Source organism: Providencia huaxiensis, from assembly GCF_002843235.3.
GTDB lineage: Bacteria > Pseudomonadota > Gammaproteobacteria > Enterobacterales > Enterobacteriaceae > Providencia > Providencia huaxiensis.
The window spans coordinates 4,127,459-4,151,671 of sequence record NZ_CP031123.2 but is presented as its reverse complement, the minus strand read 5'-3'; the positions used below and the strand labels follow the sequence as shown (position 1 = coordinate 4,151,671).

18 protein-coding genes and 1 tRNA gene are annotated in these 24,213 nt (G+C 41.0%); 5 read left to right on the top strand and 14 right to left on the bottom strand.

Annotated features, from left to right (window positions below):
- Positions 1 to 98: 98 nt before the first annotated feature.
- Positions 99 to 1,115: a serine hydrolase domain-containing protein gene (locus CYG50_RS20955; protein WP_181490015.1), complete on the top strand. Its 1,017-nt coding sequence runs from the start codon at positions 99 to 101 to the stop codon at positions 1,113 to 1,115.
- A 48-nt stretch (positions 1,116 to 1,163) separates the two neighbouring features.
- On the opposite strand, the gene CYG50_RS20950 is transcribed toward CYG50_RS20955, so the two are convergent.
- The 11 genes from CYG50_RS20950 to glyQ form a co-directional block, all read right to left on the bottom strand.
- The gene (locus CYG50_RS20950) at positions 1,164 to 2,660 is read right to left on the bottom strand and encodes an insulinase family protein (protein WP_102138870.1); all 1,497 of its coding nucleotides are present in this window, start codon (positions 2,658 to 2,660) and stop codon (positions 1,164 to 1,166) included.
- A 169-nt stretch (positions 2,661 to 2,829) separates the two neighbouring features.
- Positions 2,830 to 3,528, bottom strand: a complete 699-nt coding sequence (locus tag CYG50_RS20945; RefSeq protein ID WP_102138869.1) for a HAMP domain-containing protein — start codon at positions 3,526 to 3,528, stop codon at positions 2,830 to 2,832.
- A gap of 195 nt (positions 3,529 to 3,723) precedes the next feature.
- Positions 3,724 to 4,728 carry a dipeptide ABC transporter ATP-binding subunit DppF gene (dppF, locus tag CYG50_RS20940; protein ID WP_102138868.1) on the bottom strand — a complete coding sequence of 335 codons (1,005 nt, stop codon included), beginning with the start codon at positions 4,726 to 4,728 and terminating at the stop codon, positions 3,724 to 3,726.
- Positions 4,725 to 5,705 carry a dipeptide ABC transporter ATP-binding protein gene (gene dppD, locus CYG50_RS20935; RefSeq protein WP_102138867.1) on the bottom strand — a complete coding sequence of 327 codons (981 nt, stop codon included), beginning with the start codon at positions 5,703 to 5,705 and terminating at the stop codon, positions 4,725 to 4,727. Before dppD ends, dppF begins: the two co-directional genes overlap by 4 nt.
- A gap of 12 nt (positions 5,706 to 5,717) precedes the next feature.
- Positions 5,718 to 6,620 carry a dipeptide ABC transporter permease DppC gene (dppC, locus tag CYG50_RS20930; RefSeq protein ID WP_102138866.1) on the bottom strand — a complete coding sequence of 301 codons (903 nt, stop codon included), beginning with the start codon at positions 6,618 to 6,620 and terminating at the stop codon, positions 5,718 to 5,720.
- Positions 6,621 to 6,630: 10 nt separating this feature from the next.
- On the bottom strand, positions 6,631 to 7,650 hold the full coding sequence (dppB, locus tag CYG50_RS20925; RefSeq protein ID WP_102138865.1) for a dipeptide ABC transporter permease DppB: 1,020 nt from the start codon (positions 7,648 to 7,650) through the stop codon (positions 6,631 to 6,633).
- Positions 7,651 to 7,818: 168 nt separating this feature from the next.
- The gene (dppA, locus tag CYG50_RS20920) at positions 7,819 to 9,426 is read right to left on the bottom strand and encodes a dipeptide ABC transporter periplasmic-binding protein DppA (RefSeq protein WP_102138864.1); all 1,608 of its coding nucleotides are present in this window, start codon (positions 9,424 to 9,426) and stop codon (positions 7,819 to 7,821) included.
- A gap of 618 nt (positions 9,427 to 10,044) precedes the next feature.
- The gene (locus tag CYG50_RS20915; protein WP_102138863.1) at positions 10,045 to 11,637 is read right to left on the bottom strand and encodes a ShlB/FhaC/HecB family hemolysin secretion/activation protein; all 1,593 of its coding nucleotides are present in this window, start codon (positions 11,635 to 11,637) and stop codon (positions 10,045 to 10,047) included.
- Between the two features lie 177 nt (positions 11,638 to 11,814).
- Positions 11,815 to 11,891, bottom strand: a tRNA-Pro gene (locus tag CYG50_RS20910).
- A gap of 220 nt (positions 11,892 to 12,111) precedes the next feature.
- Positions 12,112 to 14,181, bottom strand: a complete 2,070-nt coding sequence (gene glyS / locus CYG50_RS20905; RefSeq protein WP_102138862.1) for a glycine--tRNA ligase subunit beta — start codon at positions 14,179 to 14,181, stop codon at positions 12,112 to 12,114.
- 9 nt (positions 14,182 to 14,190) lie between these two features.
- Entirely contained in the window at positions 14,191 to 15,099 is a 909-nt protein-coding gene (gene glyQ / locus CYG50_RS20900) for a glycine--tRNA ligase subunit alpha (protein ID WP_102138861.1), read from the bottom strand.
- Positions 15,100 to 15,301: 202 nt separating this feature from the next.
- Here glyQ and CYG50_RS20895 point away from each other — a divergent pair, with 202 nt between their 5' ends.
- Positions 15,302 to 15,865 (top strand): DNA-3-methyladenine glycosylase I, encoded by a 564-nt coding sequence (locus CYG50_RS20895; RefSeq protein ID WP_102138860.1) that lies wholly within the window; start codon positions 15,302 to 15,304, stop codon positions 15,863 to 15,865.
- 205 nt (positions 15,866 to 16,070) lie between these two features.
- On the top strand, positions 16,071 to 17,327 hold the full coding sequence (locus CYG50_RS20890) for a valine--pyruvate transaminase (protein ID WP_102138859.1): 1,257 nt from the start codon (positions 16,071 to 16,073) through the stop codon (positions 17,325 to 17,327).
- A gap of 320 nt (positions 17,328 to 17,647) precedes the next feature.
- On the opposite strand, the gene CYG50_RS20885 is transcribed toward CYG50_RS20890, so the two are convergent.
- Positions 17,648 to 19,306 (bottom strand): putative transporter, encoded by a 1,659-nt coding sequence (locus CYG50_RS20885; protein WP_102138858.1) that lies wholly within the window; start codon positions 19,304 to 19,306, stop codon positions 17,648 to 17,650.
- A 390-nt stretch (positions 19,307 to 19,696) separates the two neighbouring features.
- Between CYG50_RS20885 and CYG50_RS20880 the strand changes: the two genes are divergently transcribed.
- Positions 19,697 to 20,011, top strand: a complete 315-nt coding sequence (locus CYG50_RS20880) for a YceK/YidQ family lipoprotein (RefSeq protein ID WP_102138857.1) — start codon at positions 19,697 to 19,699, stop codon at positions 20,009 to 20,011.
- Between the two features lie 307 nt (positions 20,012 to 20,318).
- Here the strand turns inward: CYG50_RS20880 and CYG50_RS20875 are convergent, their stop codons facing one another.
- Entirely contained in the window at positions 20,319 to 21,647 is a 1,329-nt protein-coding gene (locus tag CYG50_RS20875; protein ID WP_181490014.1) for a YidR family protein, read from the bottom strand.
- Between the two features lie 122 nt (positions 21,648 to 21,769).
- On the opposite strand from CYG50_RS20875, the gene CYG50_RS20870 reads away from it, so the two are divergent.
- Positions 21,770 to 22,384 carry a trimeric intracellular cation channel family protein gene (locus CYG50_RS20870; protein ID WP_102138856.1) on the top strand — a complete coding sequence of 205 codons (615 nt, stop codon included), beginning with the start codon at positions 21,770 to 21,772 and terminating at the stop codon, positions 22,382 to 22,384.
- A gap of 27 nt (positions 22,385 to 22,411) precedes the next feature.
- Here the strand turns inward: CYG50_RS20870 and ligB are convergent, their stop codons facing one another.
- Positions 22,412 to 24,136: an NAD-dependent DNA ligase LigB gene (ligB, locus tag CYG50_RS20865; protein ID WP_102138855.1), complete on the bottom strand. Its 1,725-nt coding sequence runs from the start codon at positions 24,134 to 24,136 to the stop codon at positions 22,412 to 22,414.
- Between the last annotated feature and the right edge of the window lie 77 nt (positions 24,137 to 24,213).

The window sequence follows — 24,213 nt, the reverse complement described above, 5'->3', positions numbered from 1 at the left end:
ATTACTACTTTCAGCGCATTTAAAGCGTACATTGGTTCGTATGAATATGATTAAGATGGCATGTATCCTCATCTTAATCATTTAATAATGAGATTATTATGACCAGCTCTATTCAACAACTCGAAAATTTAACTTGTGGTGTCGTCCTTTACTACCATAATCAATCCCAAAATAGCGTGGGAACCTTCTGCGCTAGAGGAGCAGATCTTGAAGGTATGCCCCTCACTGTTGATACACCGCTGCGAATTGCCAGTAATACAAAGACATTTACTGCGGCTACAATTTTACGTCTTGCTGAAATGGGGAAACTTAGTATTTATGATGCAATATCTGAATATATTGACCCACAATATAATGCGCTACTCAGTACCCAATATAACACTCACACTATCACCATTCGCCATTTACTGGAGCACAGCAGTGGCCTACTAGACCATGCTGATGGTGACTACCTCAAAGCCGTTCTTAAGCAGCCTAATTATGTTTGGAGCCGAACAGAGCAAGTCGAAATGTACATGCGTAAACAATTTCCAACGTTTTCGCCTTCTAAATCCTTTATTTATTCAGATACGGGTTATATTTTGCTCGGTGATATTATTGAACGAATTACGGGACAATCTCTTGGCCTAGCTGTTAGGGAGCTTTTGCATTTCGACTCTATTGGTCTTGAAAGCGCATATTGGGAATCATTAGAACAACCACCGGAAATCGCGACACCACGGGCTCGTCAATATTTAGGTAAATGGGATGGCACACATATTCATGCCTCCATGGATGCCTATGGCGGTGGTGGTTTAGTTATGTCCTCGAAACAAATGGCGATATTTCTAGAAGCGCTGTTTGAGGGAAATATTTTTTCATCACCAAATACGCTAGAGACTATGCTAAGTATGGGTTCTCACGATGGCGCAGAAAATTATAGATTGGGCATCATGGTAAATGTTGTCAATGGCATCACCCTGTATTCCCATTTAGGTTTTTGGGGCTCTGTAGCCTATTACGCACCAAAAGCAAAAATCAGTGTGGCGGGGTTTGTTGATGACAGAGAGTCACGAGAGACGCTGATCCACGTTATTGAATCGCTATTAAGCCAACAACATGAAATGAAAAGATAACCACTGGATATTCAATGGCTATCTTTTCATATAACTATCTTTTCATATTTATTGTGCAGTAGATTTTTCTTCTACAGGTGAAGCAGGTGCAGCTTCTGTTGATACTGGCGCTGCAATTTGAGGCCATAGCACTTTGGTAAATTTCTGGCGAATTTGTTCCGCATCCATCAATTGCTTATCTTTTGGCTGCGCTAATACAAAAGCAGCTTCTTGAGATAATAACCTGCGGGCTTCCATATTAACGTGTTCAAGGCTCTGTGACGCCAAGAAGGCTTGCCTTAACCGCTGATACTGTTCAGGAGCGATATCAACGACCCCATTTTGTTGGGAAATCAAACGTTGGCTAATCAGAACGTCGGTACTCGTACGCGCATAAGCGGCAAACAACTGCGATAACTGCACCTGTTTCTCTTTGAGCATGTCGTCAAATAACTCAGCTGCAATACCATTTTGGTTAATCGATGCAAGCTCACTCGCGACAATGTCTGTCACCGCTGCCATTTTTTCAGGCGCTGCCGTGACCGTTAATGTACAACTGGCTTTTTGATATTGCACACGACAATCTAACCCCGGAACGACTTCCCCTTGATTAAATTTTTGATTGAACGCTTTTTGCAAGGAGCGATAAACTGCTTCACGCGCTAAGTCACTGGACCAATAACGCAGTAAGACATTTGAGTCTTTAATGGGTAGCCAATCAATATCCCAAATTAATGAAAGCGTGTCCTGTGCAGGTTGTTCCTGCAAGATATCAATAGATTGTGGTTTTACTGACGATAACACGGCAACAGAAACCGGTTCAGAGCGCCGACCTTCTAATGAAGAGAAATTTTGTGAAATTGAATCAGATAACATTCGAGCATCCACATGGCCCGCGACATACAATGTCATGACATCCGGTGTATACCATTTTTGATAAAAAGAATTCACACTTTCAAGCGCCACAGCACCATTCGGTTTTTGGCCTGGGTCGTACCCCATCATTGTTGATCCCTTTAAACGCGCTCGCCAAACGGGATCGTTGGCATTTAAAGGCAGTGTTGCAACTGGGACATTTTGTGCCGTCAAACCATTATGCAATGTCGTTTCTGTATACTCAGCACCTGCAACAGAAGTTGCTAACCAACTTAGCGCTTGCTTGATTAGGTCTGGGCGATTATTGGGTAAACTTAAGCTATAAATAGTGTAGTCATAGGAAACAACAGCGGGTGGAATTGGCATGTCAGGGTCTGCTGCCTGACGCCAGAATTCTTGTAATGTTGCAGTTGGAAACGCTTCTGTTTGATGAAACAACGCCATTTTAGGAATGAGGTAACTGTATCCTTTCTCGCTCGCTTTTTCTGTTAATGAGCCTGTTTTAATTGCTAACCTGAGCTGGATACGGTCATTTGGACGTTGTGGTGTTTGTAATAATTGCCAGCTAAAGCCATTTTCTAGCTTCCCTTGCTGCCATGCTGGATCGGGTTGTAAGGACTCAGCCCCCGCTAAATGCGCGACGGAGAATAATACAACACCAATGATATACCGAACTTTCAAGCCCTGCATGTAAACCCCTATGTGTTTTATATCTTTATATTTAACCGCGAATAACGACAGATAAATTAACGAAAAACGCGAACTTATCGGGTTAAACGATATAGTTTGGCTTTATTCCATTTTTCATTGTCACCACTATAACGATATTAGACCATAAAGCTGAGTTCATGTTCATGGCTTAGTCTGATTTTTGCTGTTTTCTTTGACGATTATACCCTTTTGCAAGTAAACCGAGCTCATCGTCACGATGATATTCAGACACAGTAATTTGATTAACTTCAGAATTTGTCTGTAATTCAATTGCGATTTTACGCAGTGGCCTTATTATCATTCGGCTGACACACCACGTCATTCCAATAGCAATAATGAGCACCAACAGCAAATAAGTGGTTGTCATCAATGCGAGTGTGTTTAGCGCGAACCGATAAACACGGTTAGGGTCAACCTGTAATGTTAAATACCCTTGAGGCTTCGCTTGCAACACAACATTGCCGTATGCATACAGCGGCACGGTCATTTCGACAGGTATCCCCACAAAATGCGTTACCCAATCAGGTATCGGCTTAGGCGTTGCAAAGCTTAGATTCATTACCGTTGTGCCATCAACCGTAATAATCGCATTTCCCATAATGCCTGATGTTTTTAAACTTATCAGTAGCCGTTTGACTTCGTTAAGGTCAGAACTTAACAATGAATCAGTTAATGGTTCTTGAATTTGCACTACAGCGTTACTAAGTTGGTCTAAATAATCTTGCTTACGTTGGTCAACTAAATAGCTGAATTGAATAGCTAAAAAAAGCGCAAGTGATAGCAACGTAATCATAAAGAATACGACCATACTTTTTAATGTTAGTGAGCGTTGGACTCGGGTATTCATTTGGCCACAACCTTTCTAATCAAGCAGCTTTTTTAAAGAAAACGGAAACGTCAGCCAGTATACTTGATTTTATCTGCAAAAGAGTAGCTTAAAAAGAAAGATTGGGTATTTAGGACAAACAACACGTTAAAATAGCTTAAAGGCACACTTGAATAAAAAACGGTAGAAAATCAGCCTTTTCTACCGTTTCACACATTAACTCATAACAATCGTCTGTTTTTCATCTTCATCAACCGCAAAGCACGCAACCAACTGTTGGTTATATTCCTTCAGTGTTGGCTGGAATTGCGTACACTGACCGAATGCTCTACGGCAACGCGCTGCAAATGCGCACCCCGGCGGCGGGTTCAAAGGGCTTGGCAACTCTCCCGTTAACTTAATACGTTCGCGCCGAGCATCTGGGTTCAATCTCGGTGTAGCGGATAATAACGCTTGGGTATAAGGGTGAAGAGGGTTATTAAAAATCTGCTCTTTTGTCCCTTTCTCCACACAGCGGCCTAAATACATCACCATGACTTCATCAGCGATATGCTCTACCACCGATAAATCGTGTGAAATAAAGACATAAGACAAACCTAAATCTTGCTGTAAATCCATCATCAGATTTAATACTTGAGCACGAACAGACACATCCAGTGCGGAAACGGGTTCATCTGCAACCACGATATCAGGGTCAAGCATTAAACCACGAGCTATCGCGATACGTTGACGTTGGCCACCAGAAAACATATGGGGGTATCGGCTATAGTGCTCTGTTTTCAAGCCCACTTTAGCCATCATGGATAGTACTTTCTCTTTGCGTTGCTCTTTCGATAGCGAAGTATTAATCAATAGCGGCTCTTCCAAAATTTGCCCCACCTTTTTACGTGGGTTCAGTGAGCCATAAGGGTTTTGAAACACAATTTGGATTTTTTGGCGACGCAATTTCTCTGCAGACTTATCTTTTACTAACAAGTCTTGGTCTTGATAATACAACTCGCCTTCAGAAGGTTGCTCAATCATGGTTAATAAACGACCCAATGTCGATTTACCACAACCGGACTCCCCAACCACTGCTAGTGTTTTACCTCTTTCTAGTTCAAAAGAGACCCCATCCAATGCTTTTAAGGTTTTCTCGGCAGCAAAAACCCCTCTTTTGATAGAATAATATTTTTTCAAATCCACCGCTTTGAGCAATGGAGTGTGTTGTTTGTCACTCATAGTGTTGGCCTCCCCATATCATCCAGCGGCATATGGCATTTGACTTGGCGATCACCAACGGTTTGTAACATTGGCTCTTCTTGACGGCATATCTCCGTTGCATACGGACAACGTGGGTTTAATAAACAGCCCACTGGCCTATCGTATTTTCCCGGTACCACACCAGGAAGCGAGGCTAAACGGGATTTATTCGTCGCAAATTCCGGCAAGGCACGTAATAGCGCTTGTGTATAAGGATGGCGTGGATGTTTAAAAATATCACTTGCTTTGGCGGACTCAACCACCTGCCCCGCATACATCACAATAATATGATGTGCAGCTTCTGCCACTAAAGCGAGGTCATGAGTGATAAGCACTAATGCCATATTTTCTTGTTGCTGCAATTCCAACAACAATTCAATGATTTGGGCCTGAATAGTGACATCTAGCGCTGTTGTCGGCTCATCTGCAATCAATAATTTAGGTCGACATGCGATCGCCATAGCAATCATCACACGCTGGCTCATTCCTCCTGACAACTGGTGAGGATACACATCTAAACGTGATTGTGGGTCAGGGATCCCCACCATATCTAACAGGTCGATAGCCCGCTGTTTGCGTGTACTTTTGCTCCCGCCTTGATGCACTTTCAATGCTTCAATGATCTGATACCCCACGGTAAAACAAGGGTTTAAACTGGTCATCGGATCTTGGAAAATCATCGCAACATCGGCACCAACAATCTGCCTGCGTTCTTTTTCAGGGATCGACAGCAAATCACGTCCATCAAATTTTAATGAATCTGCCATTACTTTCCCGGGGTAATCGATCAACCCCATAATCGCGAGTGAACTCACCGATTTACCTGAACCCGACTCACCAACAATACCAACGACCTGGCCTTTATCAACACTATAGCTGATGCGGTCAACGGCGCGAAACGGTGCTTTTTCGTCTCCGAAATGTACCGAAAGTTGTTCTACATTTAACAATGCCATTTAGTTACCTCATCACTGCTTGAGTTTTGGATCAAATGCATCACGTAACCCATCACCCATCAGGTTGAACGCAAGCACCGTCAATAAAATTGCTAATCCAGGAAAAGTCACTACCCACCATGCGCTTTGTGCAAATTGCAACACATCAGACAGCATCGTTCCCCATTCAGGAGTCGGTGGCTGTGCGCCCATTCCGAGGAAACCCAAAGCAGCCATATCTAAAATGGCATTCGAAAAACCTAAAGAGGCCTGTACAATCAAAGGTGCCAAACAGTTAGGCAAAATATTGACAAACATTTGACGAGCCGCTCCTGCACCCGCAACTCGGGAGGCAGTGACATAATCACGGTTGACTTCCACCAGTACTGCCGCACGCGTCAGCCTGATATAATGTGGCAAGGCGACAAACGTCAAAGCGATAGAAGCGTTAACAATGGACGGGCCGAAAATGGCCACCAGCACCAATGCTAATAATAGGCTTGGTAATGCCAGCATGATGTCAACAACTCGCATAATTAATGCGTCAACGACACCGCCAAAATAACCTGCGATTACTCCGATGGTAACACCCGCAATTAGTGATAATACGACCACCAAGCAGCCAACTAACAGCGATAAACGAGCGCCATACATTAAGCGAGAGAGTAAATCACGCCCAATATCATCAGTACCTAAAATAAATTGCCAACTTCCCCCGTCCTGCCAAACAGGTGGAACAAGTAAAAAATCACGAAATTGTTCATCTGGGGCATGCGGAGCTAATACTCCCGCAAAAATCGCAATCAGCACCATCAGGATAATGTAGAACATCCCGACAACGGCCCCTTTGTTACGTTTAAAATAGTGCCAAAACTCTTGTAATGGTGTCATCGGCTGCGGGGCGCTGACAACAGTTGGCTCAGTAGATTGAGACATTTAGCGCTCCTTATTTCTTATGACGAATACGTGGGTTTACAATGCCATACAGCACGTCGACCACTAAGTTTACGAGGATGATCAGTGTAGCAACCAGCAGGACGCCCCCTTGTACTACAGGGTAGTCACGGCGCTGTAGTCCTTCGATTAACCAGCGTCCTAACCCAGGCCATGAGAAAATAGTTTCTGTTAAAATAGCCCCTGCTAGCATCACCCCAACCTGTAAGCCAATTACCGTGACCACTGGTAATAATGCGTTGCGTAATGCGTGAATTAAAATGACGCGCGCGCGGCCAAGACCTTTGGCACGAGCAGTCCGAATATAGTCTTCTCCCAACACTTCCAACATTGACGAGCGAGTCATGCGCACAATAACGGCTAATGGGATCGTACCTAAAACAATAGAAGGCAATATTAAGTGCTCTACTGCATCAATAAAGTCACCATCCTCCCCCCAAATTAGGGTATCAATTAGCATAAAACCGGTCAGAGGCTGGGAGTCATCAAGAAAAACGGTGTCACTGACTCGGCCGGCTACTGGAGTGAGGTCTAACTGCACCGACACTAGCATGATGAGCATGATCCCCCACCAGAAGATAGGCATTGAGTAACCCGTTAAAGAAAGGCCGATTGCAGTATGGTCAAAAATTGACCCACGTTTTACTGCCGCTAAAACCCCAACAGGGATCCCAACAGAAACCGCAAAAATCATGGCGCAAGTGGCCAGTTCGACGGTCGCTAAAAAACGAGGTAAAAACTCTTCCCACACACCAATACGGCTTTTTAGGGAAATCCCTAAATCACCATGAAATATCCCATTGATGTAATGGAGATATTGCTTCCAAAGTGGCTGATCAAGCCCTAGTTCAGCCATTAAATAAGCATGCCTTTCAGGGGATAATCCCCTTTCACCTGCCATGATCATCACCGGGTCACCCGGGATCATGTGGACAAAAGCAAAGGTTAATAATGTAATACCGATAAACGTGGGGATCACAAGCCCCAATCGTCGGAGGATAAATTGCAACATATCCTGAATCTCTTTAATAATGCCGTTGACGGCTCTTAGTCCGTTTGGCTACTCAGAAAATCGCTTTTCCGGGTGCTCACAAACAACTTAACTTTTCCGCTTCTTCTAGAGAAGAAAACGCCCTCCGCTCTAAACCAGCAACGAAGGGCATAGACAGATTAGATACGATTACTTCTCAATATCGACGTTTTCGAAGTGGTGTTTGCCTAGTGGGTCAACCACATAGCCTTTGACTTCTTTACGTACCGGCTCAAACACCGTGGAGTGTGCAATGATGAGGGCTGGTGCCTGTTCATTCATCACAACTTGCGCTTGCTTGTACAGTTCAACTCGTTTGTCGTGATCTGCTGTTTGGCGTGCTGGTTGGATCAAGTTCTCAAAGCTTTCATTACACCATTTTGAGTAGTTAGAACCTTGCTCTTTTGCTGCACAGCTAAATAAGGTTGCAAAGAAGTTATCAGGGTCCCCATTGTCACCCGTCCAACCCATCATTACCGTTTGTGGCTCGCCATCTTTCGCACGTTTGAGGTATTCGCCCCACTCATAGCTGACAACCTTTGATTTAACGCCAACTTTAGCCCAGTCTGCTTGGATCATTTCAGCCATACGGCGTGCATTTGGGTTATATGGTCGTTGAACAGGCATCGCCCACAAGTCAATTTCAAAGCCATTCGGGAAGCCTGCTTCTGCTAATAAGGCTTTTGCTTTTTCAGGGTTATATTCGTAGTCGTTTACAGCGTCGTTATAGCCCCACATTGTCGGTGGGATCAGGTTTTTCGCTTTTTGGCCTGCACCTTGATAAACCGCTTCAATAATTGCATCTTTGTTCACCGCCATAGACAGCGCTTGGCGAACTTTTTGATTATCTAACGGTTTTTTCTCGACATTATAAGAGAGGTAACCGACGTTTAGGCCTGGTTGCTCCATTAACGTAATGTCTTTATCTTGCTTCATACGCTCTAAATCAGCCGGATTTGGATATGGCATGACTTGGCATTCATTTTTTTGCAGTTTTGCATAACGAACAGAAGCATCTGGCGTGATAGAGAAGACTAAACGGTCAAGTTTAGGTTTTGTGCCCCAATATTGGTCGTTGGCTTTATAAAGAATACGGGAGTCTTTCTGGTACTGTTGCAGAACAAATGGGCCTGTTCCGATTGGGTTTAAGTCTACTTTTTCTGGCGTACCCGCTTTCAACATCTGGTCTGCATATTCAGCAGAAAGAATGGATGCGAAATCCATTGCCATATCCGCTAAGAATGGAGATTCAGGACGAGTTAACGTAATTTTTACTGTGTTATCATCGACTTTTTCAACTTTATCGATAATTTTATCCATATCCATTCCCATAAAGTATTCATAGCTGCCACCTGAAACTTTATGGTATGGGTGATTTGCATCTTTTTGACGCATAAATGTATAGATTACATCGTCCGCATTCAAATCACGGCTTGGCTTAAATTCTTTATTCGAGTGCCATTTGACACCTTTACGTAGATGGAAAGTATATTCTTTACCATCATCACTCACTTCCCAGCTTTCCGCTAGGCCCGGTTCGATTTCCGTCGTTCCTAATTTGAATTCCACTAAGCGGTTATACAGTGGAATTGAACTTGCATCATAGGTTGTTCCTGACGTGAACAACTGTGGGTTAAAGCCCTCAGGGGAGCCTTCTGAACAATAAACTAACGTTTTTGCCTGTACTGATGCTGATACTGCTAATGCTGCCAATGTAAGCCCTACAGTCAGTAGACCTGTCTTTTTAATAGAGCGCATCTGTATGCTCCTATGGTGTTCATGTTGTTTTGCTTGATGCCTAAATCCGTCATAAAAGCGACAGATGTAGTATCTGTATTTTTTGTTATTCATTGTGCAATTAATCAACTGTTACTCACTTCGTCAATAGCCACATTTATGACTCACCCACAATCTATGTAACATATTAGAAACAATTAGCACTGCAATTTAGCTTAAAATTTCACAGTAGAGGACAAGATGCAGGCGTTATAACCATATAATCAATAGTGAATAGGGTTTTATGTTGAGGTTATTTATTTTTATATTTGTGATTAAGTGCTGAATTACTGAACGAATATAGTGCTTTTATTGGTGTAGTGCGAAATAAAACACTAAAGAGAATTGATATGGAAATTATTTTAGTATGTAATAATTTAGTTTGTTTTATAAGCAAATAAAAAACATTCAGCTGACTATGCTAAACAAAATTTTAACCAACTGATAACTTAAAGAATAAAATAACACTGATAAGGGTTTGTATTCTATTTGCCCAAATACAGAATATGCTTTAATACCAACGATAAAAGCTACAATTACCTAGTATTAATTCGGTCATTCCTCAATGATGCAATTGTCTATCTTAACCCTATGATTTAACTAATAATGAAACCTTACCTGAAGACCCGTACTCATTGAATTAACCAACAGCTGATCAGTTTGCCAAATTGGAGTCTCCGTAAATAAATGATATGACAAACGCCCTATTTGGCCTTTAGCTCCGACTCTACCACCCAGCAATAGATTTTCTTTCCAAAAGGTCCCCCTATCATTTGATGTTGTTCCTAAACCTAACGAGGTATATAAAGCCATATATGGCCATGGGCTCTGCCAGAGGACCTCACTTTGTAGCTTTAAACTATTATCTCCCATATCAAAGGACTCGGCTCCTCCAATAAAACCGCTAACGCCTCCAAAACCAATAAATGACTCTTGCTCTAATAAAACATCTAACTTATCACGACTTAGTTGCACATCAAGTTGGCTTTCATATTGAAAAGGAGAGGCCACCCTCATTGCAGAAGCCGAAACTTGTAAAACCTGTGGCTTATTTAAACCTGTAACTTGCTGTGCATTTGCACCAAACCAGCTAGTTCCTTGTTTATACTTTAATGCAATTAAAGCGCTACCCTGTAAGAAGTTAACCTGATGAGTCAGCTCACCAATAATGTAATGAGCCAAACGTTGTTGTGTTTGTAAGTGTAGGTTGGACAAAAACGTGTCGCTCCTTTGGCTTTCAGACCCTAGGCTTAATGAAGTCATCGCGTTTTCTGTTCGCTTTAATAAATACTCGGCTTGTAATAATAAGAAACTGTTATGCTGCTTCAGTGGTAGAACAACATCATTGCTGGCAATGACCGTTTTATTTTTCTGGTATCCACTCAATATTGAAAACAACCAGTATTGATAAGGAAGAGAATAAAACAGCATGGCTGATTTGACTTCGGTTTCTTCGGTGTTACTAAATTGACGGCTAATATTTGAATATAAAAAATCATTTAATAACAAAGGATTAGCAACCATAAAAGTATGGCCAACTGTATTTGTATTGCCTACCTGATGGGCCATTGAGTGTGACTCAAAGGAGAGAGTACCTTGAAATTCGCGCCGATGCTGGCCTAGCACTATAATTTGAGTGGCGTTTTCATGCTTATCATCTGCAATTAATTTGACTTGAAAAGGGATTAAAGATGCATTTTGTAAGTTGTACAAACCTTGCTCAACTTGTCGCAGATTAAGCGTATCCCCTAGCTGAAAAGGAAATATATGTTGAAGTGATTTATCTTCTGCCTGCTCATGTTGATAAACCACTGAAGAAACTGTTCCTACTATTATTTTTGCTTGCAAGATACCAAATAGAAAAGTTTGCTCTGGGTAATACAAGTAAGAGGTTAAATAGCCTGCATGAACTAGCTCTGCCGTAATGTCATCCGCATATTTAAGCAAGCCTTGTTCATCAATGCACTGGCCTTCTATCTTTTGCCGCCATCTATTCACTTGGCTACGAGCGATTTCCTTTACTTGCTCAAGCCCAATGAAATGTACTTGATTCATCATGATACAAGTAGAGGGGACTTGGATAATACCATTTGGAGGCGCTATAGGCGTGCTATAAGCTTTAAAGCCAATAATGGTACAAAAACTGAATAAGAAGCAGCAAAGATGTATCGATAAAACGTTATCAACTTTCATTAACGAGTCCTTGTAATGAAAAAGCGTTTTTACCTAAAACAACATGAGTGAGTCAGCTTATATATCAACAGAGATAGGTTATTGAGTGCAAGCCAAGTTAGTCTGAAATAGTTGGGGTGAAAAATAGGAAGGAGTAAAAACGAAAAAACCCACCTCAATGAGGTGGGTTTTAGAATTTGGTCGGCGAGAGAGGATTCGAACCTCCGACCCACTGGTCCCAAACCAGTTGCGCTACCAAGCTGCGCTACTCGCCGAAAACGGTGTGAATAATACTGCCAAGAACGGAGGTCGTCAACCCATTTTTCGCCAATTCTGTTCGTTTGCCGATAAAACCACCAAAATGGTAAGGTTTATATGCAAGTCGCCTTATTTAAAGCAAAAAATAAGCACTAAAATATTTTAGTGCTTATTTATCAAACAGGTTAGAGTTTATAAAAATAGCATTAACAACACGCTAATAACTCAATTTTAAACCTATTGCAGTAAAGAAATATCCGCTACTCTTAAGAATAACTCACGTAACTGGCTTAATAGTGTCAAACGATTAATACGAACCGCTTGGTCTTCATCCATTACCATCACATTTGCAAAGAATTCATCCACGATATCGCGTAAAGAAGCTAATTCAACTAAAGCCTCTTGATAATTCCTTTCTGCAAACATTGGCGCAAGCTTATCTTGTAATACCACAACGTGAGTCGCCAGTTTGACTTCTTCAGGCATTTTTAGAACAGAGGCTAAAACGTTGTCCGCAAGTTTTTCTTCTGATTTGCTCAGAATATTGGAAACACGTTTATTTGCCGCTGCAAGTGCCTGTGCTTCGTCTAATGAACGGAAGTGAGTAACTGCTTTCACTCGCGCATCAAAGTCAGCAGGTTGTGTTGGGTGACGAGCTAATACCGCTTGAATGGTATCGATACTATAGCCTAATTCTTGATACCAAGAACGGAAACGACCAAGCATGAACTCAACAACGTCACTAACCACATTTTCATTGGTTAATTTATCACCGTATAAGCGAGCCGCTTCTTCTGTCATCTCAACGAGATCAAGCTGATAGCCTTTCTCAACAATAATGCGTAAGACACCTAACGCAGCACGGCGCAGAGCAAATGGGTCTTTATCGCCTTTAGGATGTTGGCCGATACCAAAAATCCCCGCAAGCGTATCCATTTTTTCAGCCAGTGCTAATGCAGCTGAAACGTCAGTCGATGGAAGTGCATCCCCTGAAAAACGCGGTTGGTACTGCTCTTTTAAAGCTAATGCAACATCTTCTGACTCACCATCATGGCGTGCGTAGTGCATTCCCATAACACCTTGAGTGTCTGTGAACTCAAACACCATGTTAGTCATTAAGTCACATTTTGCTAATAGACCAGCTCGTGTTGCATGATTTACATCCGCACCAATTTTGCTCGCAACCCAGCCAGCTAATGCTTCTAAACGGTCTGTTTTATCACGCAATGTACCTAATTGTTTCTGGAACAATACGGTTTCTAAGCGTGGTAAGTTATCTTCCAAACGTTGTTTACGGTCAGTCTTAAAGAAAAATTCGGCATCCGCTAAACGTGGACGTACGACTTTTTCGTTACCTGAAATGATTTGCTGAGGATCAGAAGACTCAATATTGGCCACAAAGATAAAGTTAGGCATTAGCTTGCCAGCCTTATCATAAACTGGGAAATATTTTTGATCCCCTTTCATGGTGTAAACGAGCGCTTCTGAAGGAACCTCTAAGAATTTCTCTTCAAATTTAGCTGTTAAAACGACTGGCCATTCAACCAATGACGTCACTTCTTCAAGCAAGCTATCCGTTAAGTCAGCTTGGCCACCAAGAGCCTGAGCTGCTTTTTCTGCATCCGCTTTAATCACCGCTTTACGTTCTTCGTAATCCGCCATGACTTTACCGCGTTCACGTAAAATGGCTGGATATTGTTCAGCGTTATCAATAGTAAATTCAGCTTCACCCATAAAGCGGTGGCCACGAATTGTGCGCCCGCTCTTGATACCTAAGATCTCACCATCAATCACATCACTACCTAGCAGTAATGTGACTGTATGAACAGGGCGAACGAATTGGGTATCTTTATCAGCCCAGCGCATTAATTTAGGAATTGGTAGTTTTGCTAGCGCACGGCTAGTCATATCAACCAATAATTCACTAACGGCCTGCCCTTTCACTTGAGCACGATATAGTAGCCATTCGCCTTTATCTGTGGTCAAACGCTCAGCTTGATCAACAGTAATACCACAACCACGAGCCCAGCCTTCAGCGGCTTTAGTCGGTTGGCCATCTGGACCGAATGCCTGAGAGATAGCAGGGCCTCGTTTTTCAACTTCACGGTCTGGCTGTGAAGCCGCTAAATCAGCGACTTTAAATGCTAACCGACGGGGAGCAGCAAACCACGTTACTGCACCATGAGCGATATCAGCACCATCAAGTTCAGCCGTAAAATTTGCAGCAAATGATTCAGCTAATGAACGAAGAGCCTTCGGCGGTAACTCTTCGGTGCCGATTTCCACAAGGAAAGTCTGTTGAGTCATGACAGCCTCTTAGTTCTTATGACACATAGGGAATCCAAGCGCTTCACGAGAAGCATAGTACGCTTCTGCAACCCCTTTAGTTAGGGTACGAATACGTAAAATATAGCGTTGGCGTTCAGTAACAGAAATGGCTTTACGTGCATCTAGTAGGTTGAAAGTGTGAGCCGCTTTCAAGATACGTTCGTATGCAGGTAGTGGAAGTGGCGTTTCCAAAGCCAGCAAGTGTTGAGCTTCTTTTTCATACTCGTCAAAACATTTGAACAGAAAATCAACATTTGCGTATTCGAAGTTATAGGTTGATTGCTCAACTTCGTTTTGATGATAAATATCACCATAGGTGGTTTTACCCAGTGGGCCATCACACCAGACAAGGTCATACACGCTGTCCACGCCTTGAATATACATGGCTAAGCGTTCTAGGCCGTATGTAATTTCACCCGTTACCGGTTTACACTCAAGACCACCGACCTGCTGGAAGTAAGTAAACTGAGTCACTTCCATCCCGTTAAGCCATACTTCCCAACCTAATCCCCAAGCACCAAGTGTTGGGTTTTCCCAGTTATCTTCAACAAAACGAATGTCGTGAACGGTTGGGTCAACACCTAATTCTTTTAAAGAACCAAGGTATAATTCTTGGATGTTATCGGGTGATGGTTTGATGATCACCTGAAACTGATAATAGTGTTGTAGACGGTTTGGGTTTTCACCATAGCGACCATCAGTAGGTCGACGGGATGGTTGGACATAAGCCGCAGCAATAGGCTCAGGGCCTAATGCACGCAAACACGTCATTGGGTGAGAAGTTCCTGCGCCGACTTCCATGTCCAATGGTTGAACAATGGTACAGCCTTGACGCGCCCAGTAGTCCTGTAATGTCAGGATTAGACCTTGGAAGGTTTTGGTATCAAACTTTTGCATGTTAGATCCGCACGCGATACGTAAAATTTAATGAAAGTACGCCAGTATACCCTTTGACCGCAAGATATACAGCATTGAATATGTCTGTATTTATTCTAAAAATAAAAAAAAATACTTTCACCCCTTTTAAACTGGTTATTTATACAGTATAAATAATTTGTTTTTTGAGACAAGGTTATTGAAACTGTAAAAAGGATGAAAAATGGATACTTCCCTGACACGCTGCCATTGGGTTAATCAAGATCCTGAATATATCGCTTATCACGACCATGAATGGGGTAAACCCACTTATGGCAACTTAGCATTATTTGAAATGCTTTGCCTTGAAGGCCAACAAGCCGGGCTCTCTTGGTACACTATTTTAAAAAAACGCCAAGGATATCGTGACTTATTTCATCATTTCGATCCTACAAAAATCGCATTAATGAGTGAGAATGATGTTGAACGACTTATGCAAGATACTCGAATTATCCGTAACCGACTAAAAATTAATGCGATTATCGCGAATGCAAAAGCCTATTTAGCGATGAAAGACAATGGTGAAGATTTTTCCACTTTTATTTGGCAATTTGTAAATGGTCAACCCATTGTCAATGGTTGGGAAAAACCATCACAAGTCCCTGCGGAAACTGAAATTTCTAAGCTTCTTTCCAAGGCGCTCAAAAAACGTGGGTTTAAATTTGTCGGTTCGATCACTTGTTATGCCTTTATGCAGGCAACTGGCATGATTAATGACCATTTAGTGAATTGTTGCCAATTTAAATAAATTAGTTTTTATCGGTGTAACTTACCAAGGAAAAAGAAAAATAAACCACCAAGGCATTAACATTGCAATATTTTAACTCGATAAATTAGAAACTTTCGATATTTTACATTAAAAAAAGATGTGAATGGGTGGTTGAACTCTGAGAAGTAGCAGAGTATGTTTTAAATTCCATTAACAATCTAATAAATATATGTGAATAAATGCGATGATATTTTCTAAATTTGGTAATAAATTTGCTCAAAATTCAGGTATTTCATTATTAATGAAAGACTTGAATGAAGGCATAAGAACCCCTGGCTCCATTATGTTAGGGGGTGGAAATCCAGCTCATATCCCTGAAATGGATAAATATTTCCAAGATCTATTAGCTGAAATGTGTGCTAATGGCCAATTGACGGACACTTTATGTAATTATGATGGTCCTCAAGGTAAAGATGCCATGTTGAAAGCGCTTGCAGCAACGCTAAAAGCAAAACTAGGTTGGAACATTAGCGCGAAAAATATTGCCCTATCTAACGGCAGCCAGAGCGCTTTTTTCTATCTATTTAACTTGTTAGCCGGTCGCTTTGAAGATGGTATCACCCGTAAAGTCCTCTTCCCTCTTGCCCCTGAATATGTCGGTTACGCGGACTCAGGGCTTGACGATGACTTATTCGTCGCGAACAAACCACAAATTGAATTTTTACCTAATGGCCAATTTAAGTACCGGGTGGACTTCAACACATTAGAAGTTACTGATGACATTGGTGTTATTTGTGTGTCTCGTCCAACAAACCCAACCGGTAATGTCATTACAGATGAAGAAGTTGAGCATTTAGATCAATTAGCTAAACAACATAATATCCCATTATTAATAGATAATGCTTATGGTGTTCCTTTTCCTGGCATTATCTTCAGCGAAGCTACGCCATTTTGGAACGAAAATGTCATTCTTTGTATGAGTTTATCTAAACTTGGTTTACCTGGAACTCGATGCGGCATTATCATCGCTAATGAAGAAATCATTGAAGCCGTTAGTAATATGAATGGTATCATTAGCCTTGCGCCTGGTGGCATAGGCCCCGCCCTTGCTTTAGAAATGCTCAAAAAAGATGATCTTATCTCATTATCTAAGAATATAATTGGCCCTTTTTATAAGCAACGTGTGGAAGAAGCCATCGAAATTATTCGCCGCTATATTCCAGAAGATAAATGTTTGATTCATAAGCCTGAAGGTGCCATTTTCCTTTGGTTATGGTTTAAAGACTTACCAATTAATTGCTTAGAATTATACCAACGCTTAAAGAAACGCGGTGTATTGATGGTTCCTGGCCACTACTTCTTTCCCGGTATCGAACAAGATTGGCCACATGCACATCAATGTATGCGCATGAACTATGTCCCTGAACCAGAAAAAATTGAACAGGGGATCAAGATATTAGCTGAAGAACTAGAAAAAGCTTATCAAGAAGTAACCTGTTAGATTGCAAAATAACAAAGGGCTTTTAAGCCCTTTAATTGCAATTTTTAGGTAAAAAAAAGCCCTTTCATGCAGAAAGGGCTAAAAATTAGCGAGAACTCCGTAATTGAAATCAAATTAATTTTTCAATACGAATATCATTCAGAACCATTAGAACATCTTTTCTATTTGGTTATTGCTTGAACAAAAGCACTTTTTGCCCCTATATATCGTGATACTTTTTAATGGCCGTCTTCTATATCCATCATGAATACTCACCTATCCAATTGAAAAACAAGCCTTAAACAGTGTTAGTTCTTCATCAAATGGATTATCACATTTAACTAAACGGCCCAAAATAAAATGGCCAGCAATTGAGGAGAAATAATCCTTAAAAACATCGCTAATGGATAAACTGTTGCATAAGATAATGCGGGAGCACCGCTGGTCGCATGAATATTATTTGCAAATGCTAATGCAGGAGGGTCCGTCATGGAACCTGCTAGCACCCCGCAAAGGCTCAGATAGTTCATTTTGCCAAAAATTCGAGCTACAACACCTGTAATAAATAGCGGCACAAACGTGATCAATAACCCATAGCCAATCCACGTCAGCCCATCGCCTTTAATTAAAGTATCAATGAAGCCACCACCTGAATTGAGCCCAACCACAGCGAGGAACATGACAATCCCCAACTCTCTCAACGCCAAATTTGCACTCGGAGGCATGAACCAATATAAACGCCCGATAGTCCCTATACGACCTAGAATTAATGCAACAACTAGTGGGCCTCCCGCTAATCCAAGTTTTAGCGCTGCAGGAAAACCTGGAACAAAAACAGGTATTGACCCCAGTACAACCCCAAGCCCTATTCCAAGGAACACAGGTAACATTTGAACTTGCTGTAGTTTTTGTTTCGCATTGCCTAACAAAGCGGTGACAGCTTCAATTGACTCAGGACGCCCAACAATATTTAAAATATCGCCAAATTGTAAAACTGAATTGTTATTAGCCACTAAATCAATACCCGTACGGTTTAATCGTGTAACAACAACGTCATATTTTTGTTTTAAATTTAAGTCTTTAAGCCTTTTACTTAATACGGCATCATTCGTTACTACTACACGAACGGAATGCAAAATAGAGCTTGATGTCGAAAGGGATGCATCAACTTCCTCACCTAATATTAAGCGAACTTTATTTAAATCGTCTTTCAAACCAACAACGTGCAATAGATCCCCTAAATGGATCTCTGTTGTGGGCTGAGGGACAACAAGCATATCTCCACGTTTTAATCTTGAACAAACAATCGCTTCACTACCAAGTAGTGGAATGTCTTGCATCATTAAGCCATCAAGATTAGCGTTACGAATGGCAATATTCATGGTCTGCAGAGAATCGCGCTGTTGAAAATTAGAACTATTAAATGCGGAAGCTTCTTTATCTACTGAGATCCTAAAAATAATGCGTACTAACCACATTACTAATAATATGCCACAAATCCCCATAGGATATGCCATGGCATAACCCATTCCCATCTGGTCAACAAGGTTAGGATCAGAGCCTAAATCAGATAAAATTTGCTGACCAGCACCTAAAGATGGGGTATTCGTGACTGCACCTGAAAAAATACCTAAAATAATAGGTAATGGGATATTCGCAACTTTATATATAATTGCCGTTACCACCGCACCTAAGACAACCACCATCAGCGCAAAACCATTTAGTTTCAGGCCAGAAACACGTAAAGAAGAGAAAAAACCAGGCCCGACCTGAATACCAATCGTGTATACAAACAGTATCAAGCCAAACTCTTGAATAAAATGCAGCATGTCTTTATTCAGTTGTAAGCCGTAACTTTGGGCAAAATGCCCAACGATGATCCCCCCAAATAGGACACCACCAATACCCAGCCCAACACTACGGATCTTCCAATTACCAATCCATAATCCTAAAGCAGCAGCTAACGCCAACAAACTTACAGTAAGAGCTAATTCACTCATAGACCGCATCCTTTTGACGACAAGTTACCCATTAAACACACCCAAATAGGCGATAAAACAGACTACTGAATCGATTATGCCAAATAGCCTGAGGGTAATATGTGCCATAGAGCACAGTTCAGAATGAATAAGTAACCTATTTTTTTAGAATTTTCAAACTGATAACAAATATAAAATAGTATGTCTTTATTTCTTAACGTTATTTACCATTCATCGAATAGATACTGAAGGTAAACATTTTTAGTTAATAGCTACAAGGAAACTATTAACTAAAAAAATACATACGGTTAAATAAAATAATAATATGACGCCATTATTGTGAATTTCTTGTTTTTCGTTATTATAAGTCAATATTAGGAATAACAAACTAAATACAGGTTAACAACGTCTATGCCGAGTTTAATTTCAATACGATTCTGTTTCCTTATCGCACCTCTTATTTTGAGTGGTTGCTCGAGTATTATGACCCATGCGGGCCCATCAGAAGGTTATTACCCTGGTTCTAAAAATAGTATTAAAATGATAAAAGATGATGAAACTGGTTGGGTCGTTAAACCTTTACTTGCTATTGATTTACCTTTTTCTGTTGTTATGGATACTCTTTTAATTCCTTTAGATTACGCTAAATCGGGTAATGATGATAAAGCTGATTCACCCAAAAAACGTATAGAAGAACTTGAAAAGAAAGATAAAACGAAAAAGTAATTTAGGATCAATCAAACGTTTATAATTAAAATGTCATTGTGTACTAAATGTATTTATTAATACATTATTTTTAACCTAACTAAGATCTGGCAAATCATTTATGTAATATTACTTTAATTATTAATTTTTTATGACAATAGCCTTTCTTAACTTAAATATTCTATTTGTAAACATCTCCATACTCGACATGCGAATAATTAACAATTAAATGATTAGAATTTTAATTAGAGTGTAATAAAAATAATTACGAATAAAAAAGTTAATCCGAACTTTTTTATCCATAATTATAGAAACCTAATTATTTTATTTACCGCTTTAAACCCGTTTCTACTGTATAAATCTGCCTAAATCCATCAATATCACGCATGAATGCGATCAATTCATCATTAGGTGAAAATACAATGGCATCAGCAACAGGAGCAGGCTCAGTCCATTCTGTTAATTTTTGCATAACCCCAGTCACAACATGACAATACATAACGCTATTGTCACGAATAAAGCAGATGTGCTCACCTTTACTATCCCAGTTAAAGGCAGACTGAAGCGGTGAAGAGCCATGAGTTATTTGCCTTTGCATTCCAGTTAGCGTATCAACTAACCATAACTGAGCGTTGCCGTCATCATCATTCATCAAACAAGCGATCGATTTACCATCTGGCGAAGTTCTAAGCCAATGTCGTGGTTGTTTTGCTAAACCAGGAAATTTTTTATCCTGTGTGTAAGTTAAACGCCTTTGCTGTATCCCCATTGGAGGAGAAGGCATGCTCGATTCTGTTCCTTGGATGGGAAATTCCCCTGCAATCATGTAATCCTCAAGCTGTGAAGGCAAATCAACAATGTAGATCTCAGGGATAATTTCTCCATTTGTAGAATGAGTATCGCCAATAAATACCAGTGCTCTTTCCTGCCACTCCCCACTCTGTTTTTGATAGCCTTTTTGACCTACCCAGCCCTCTTCATATGCACGGCTAATTTCATCGCTGCAAGGTTTAGGCTGCGGTGTAGTCTGGGTCACAACACAACAAAAATAGTCGCCATTGTATTCTCGGTTATGTTTTTTGGGATTTACATTGACAGGCCCGATAGGTACAGCAATCGCAACATTCCGTTGGTCTAATTGCACATCTAATTCATGCATTACATGGTCGTTATATGTAAAACTCAGCCACTTTCCGTCTGGACTAAAAACATGAACATGAGTGCCCCCACGTAACGCCCCCACTAAATAAGGCGGAGTAATACACATAGCATCAATGGGGTGAACGACGTTTAATTGTTCGTCTTTAACATACACCCCTCTTCGGTGGTGAAAATCATATTGCCACTGATCATCTGGGTACTCAGGGCCATGTATAAACGCATATTGAATTGGCGGTTGAGGACTTACAGTTACCACCCCAACGTGAGCCCCATGACTTGCACGGTAAACCTCAACGACCTGTTGTGTTTTTACATGAATTTTTTCTATAGATAAACCTGTAAAAGAACTACCATTTGGCCTTATATCGTACGCTAGCCACTGGCTATCTGGTGTCCAGACATTAATGTTCGTTAGTTGATGGCTTCGCTCATCGTACGTTAAACGTGTTTCTTTATAGGGCAATTTATTATTCAATCTGTTATCCTTTGACATCATTTAATATCGCTATCGGATTACTTTAACTAATCTAGTTTAATCAACACTAGAAAATCTCAGTCGAGAAGTTTCACAAGTAATATTACCCTTTAGCAACAACCTTAGTCCTGAACAAAACTACCATGTTATTAAGTGTACTTTATATTATTGGTATCACCGCAGAAGCCATGACGGGTGCGCTTGCCGCTGGCAGGCGAAAAATGGATGTCTTTGGTGTCATCATTATTGCGTCTGCGACAGCGATTGGCGGTGGTTCCGTACGTGATATGTTACTTGGCCATTACCCCTTAGGCTGGGTGGAACACCCTGAGTATATCCTGACAGTTGCGGGCGCTGCTATTGTGACAATTTGGATAGCTCCGATGATGAAACATTTACGTCGATTGTTCCTCATATTAGATGCTATCGGGCTAATTGTGTTTTCTATACTTGGTGCCCAAATTGCCCTCGATATGCACTACAGCCCAATCATCGCTGCCATTGCAGCAGTAATTACTGGCGTTTTTGGCGGTGTGTTAAGAGACATGCTATGTAATACAATCCCTTTAGTTTTCCAAAAAGAGGTCTATGCTGGCGTCTCTTTCGCTGCCGCTTGGATCTATATTGGCCTATTACAAACTCCTCTGCCTAAAGATATCGTGGTAATTATCACACTCGTTGTTGGTTTAAGCGCAAGGCTAATAGCCATTCGTTATCGTCTTGGTCTACCTATTTTCAATTACGAAAACCAAGATTAACCTAATTCAGCAACAGCTATTCAGCCATTAATGATTTACTATTGATGGCTGAATAGCTTTCATACCAGACAAAATATCTAAAATAGATTGGATTTCCGGTTCCGCCAACCAATTAGCCAATTTTTTCCTTTGTAATTCTGTCAAATTTATACTGTTAACCCATGAGGGGTCATATAGCATACCTATGTCAGTCACTTTTCCTACCTGTACCTTAGGCAGTGGAATTGCCAAACCTTTTAACCAAAACCAAATAGGTTGAGCCTTTGCCATTTTCAGTTGCTTTACTAACAGTTGGTGCTTTTTCCCCTTAGGTAAATCGTTTTGCCATTGCTCTGACAACCAAGTTGTTAGTTGAGTAAGGTTATTGTTCTCTACCCATTGGTGCCATGTGGCTTCATTTATCCCTCGAATACCGAGTTGTTTGCCTAACCATGTTAGCCTCGCTACAAATTGCTGTGAGCAAGACTTCGTATAAGTCAGGCAGCTGAGCGCGTGAAACTGCTTTAATCTTGATGTATCTGGATATTCACGTTTCTCTCGCCGCCAAACAATGTCTTCAATTTTTGGACTTCCGAGACCTGAAAGAGAGACAAGTATTTTATCTCCAACAAGTAAATCTCGCTTTTCCCATGATGATAGTGAGCCAGCATTTACCTTTGAAATAGTTTTCGAGTCAATATTGACGGGAGTGATTTCGGCAACGACACTGACTCTTCCTGTTCTGCCTATATTGAATTTGAATTTAGTTACCTCTGATAACACACTGCGCAATGGGTATTTCCATGCAATCGCCCAGCTATTTTGTTTTGATTGCCAAGCTGATGCCGCTGGTGCTGGAAAATTTTTAAGTACTATGCCATCGGTAGCAAACGGTAATTGACCTTGGTAATAGTATTCCCTTAATTCCTTAGCCTGGGTTTTATTTTCAATTTTATGGCTATATTGCTCAGCAAGCGGAAAACCTATCTCAGAAAGTAATGTTAATTGTGTTTTTGGATTAGCATCTCCCGCAGGCCACGCCCAGATAAAAACACCAATATTTTCTTCAGGGGCCGTTGGTGCACTTTTTCGCATTAACCACCCAGCAATCTTATTACGCGCATTTACTCCCCCCCTTTTAGCTTGAATGTGCCCATTCATACGCCAAAATAATTCCCCTTGAAGCACTAACGTACCTGAATATTTGATTCGTTTGGGTATTGCAGGAATGAAATCTGCTTTTGCTCGCCACTCTATTCCTTCAACACTATTTCCTCGGCTGATCATGGAAACAAGCTTGCCATTCTTGTAAACCAGCGTTACCGCAACACCGTCGACTTTAGGTTGCAACCAAATATTTTTACGTGTTTCTATCCAACTATGAACTTCTAATTCATTAAGTTTCTTCAACCCTGTGTGAGGAATTGGATGCGTAGTTAGCTGTGATTTTTCAGGTAATAGCACTTCCGGCAATTCTTCGGGGAGTTGCTGGCATCGTTGCAAAAAACGCCATAAATTAAATAGCTGGTCATAAGCTTCATCACTAATCGAACTGCTACCCGCCAAACGGTAAGCTTGGTTCCACTGTTGTAATTGTTTCCCTAACCGGTAACTCTCCTGCCTAATTATTTTACTATTTTGTTCTTCACACTGTTCATTAATAGCGCTTTGCTGCGCGGCTTGGGCAATATTAGTACATACCATTACTCCCAAAATTAACCCGCTCAACCTATAAGCGAACGCTAACCAATAACCATACAAAATATGAATCATAACTATTCCTTGTTATTATTAATCCATTGTAATGCTATTCTTTAAAGCATTTTTCTCATTCGCTAAGCATGAAACAC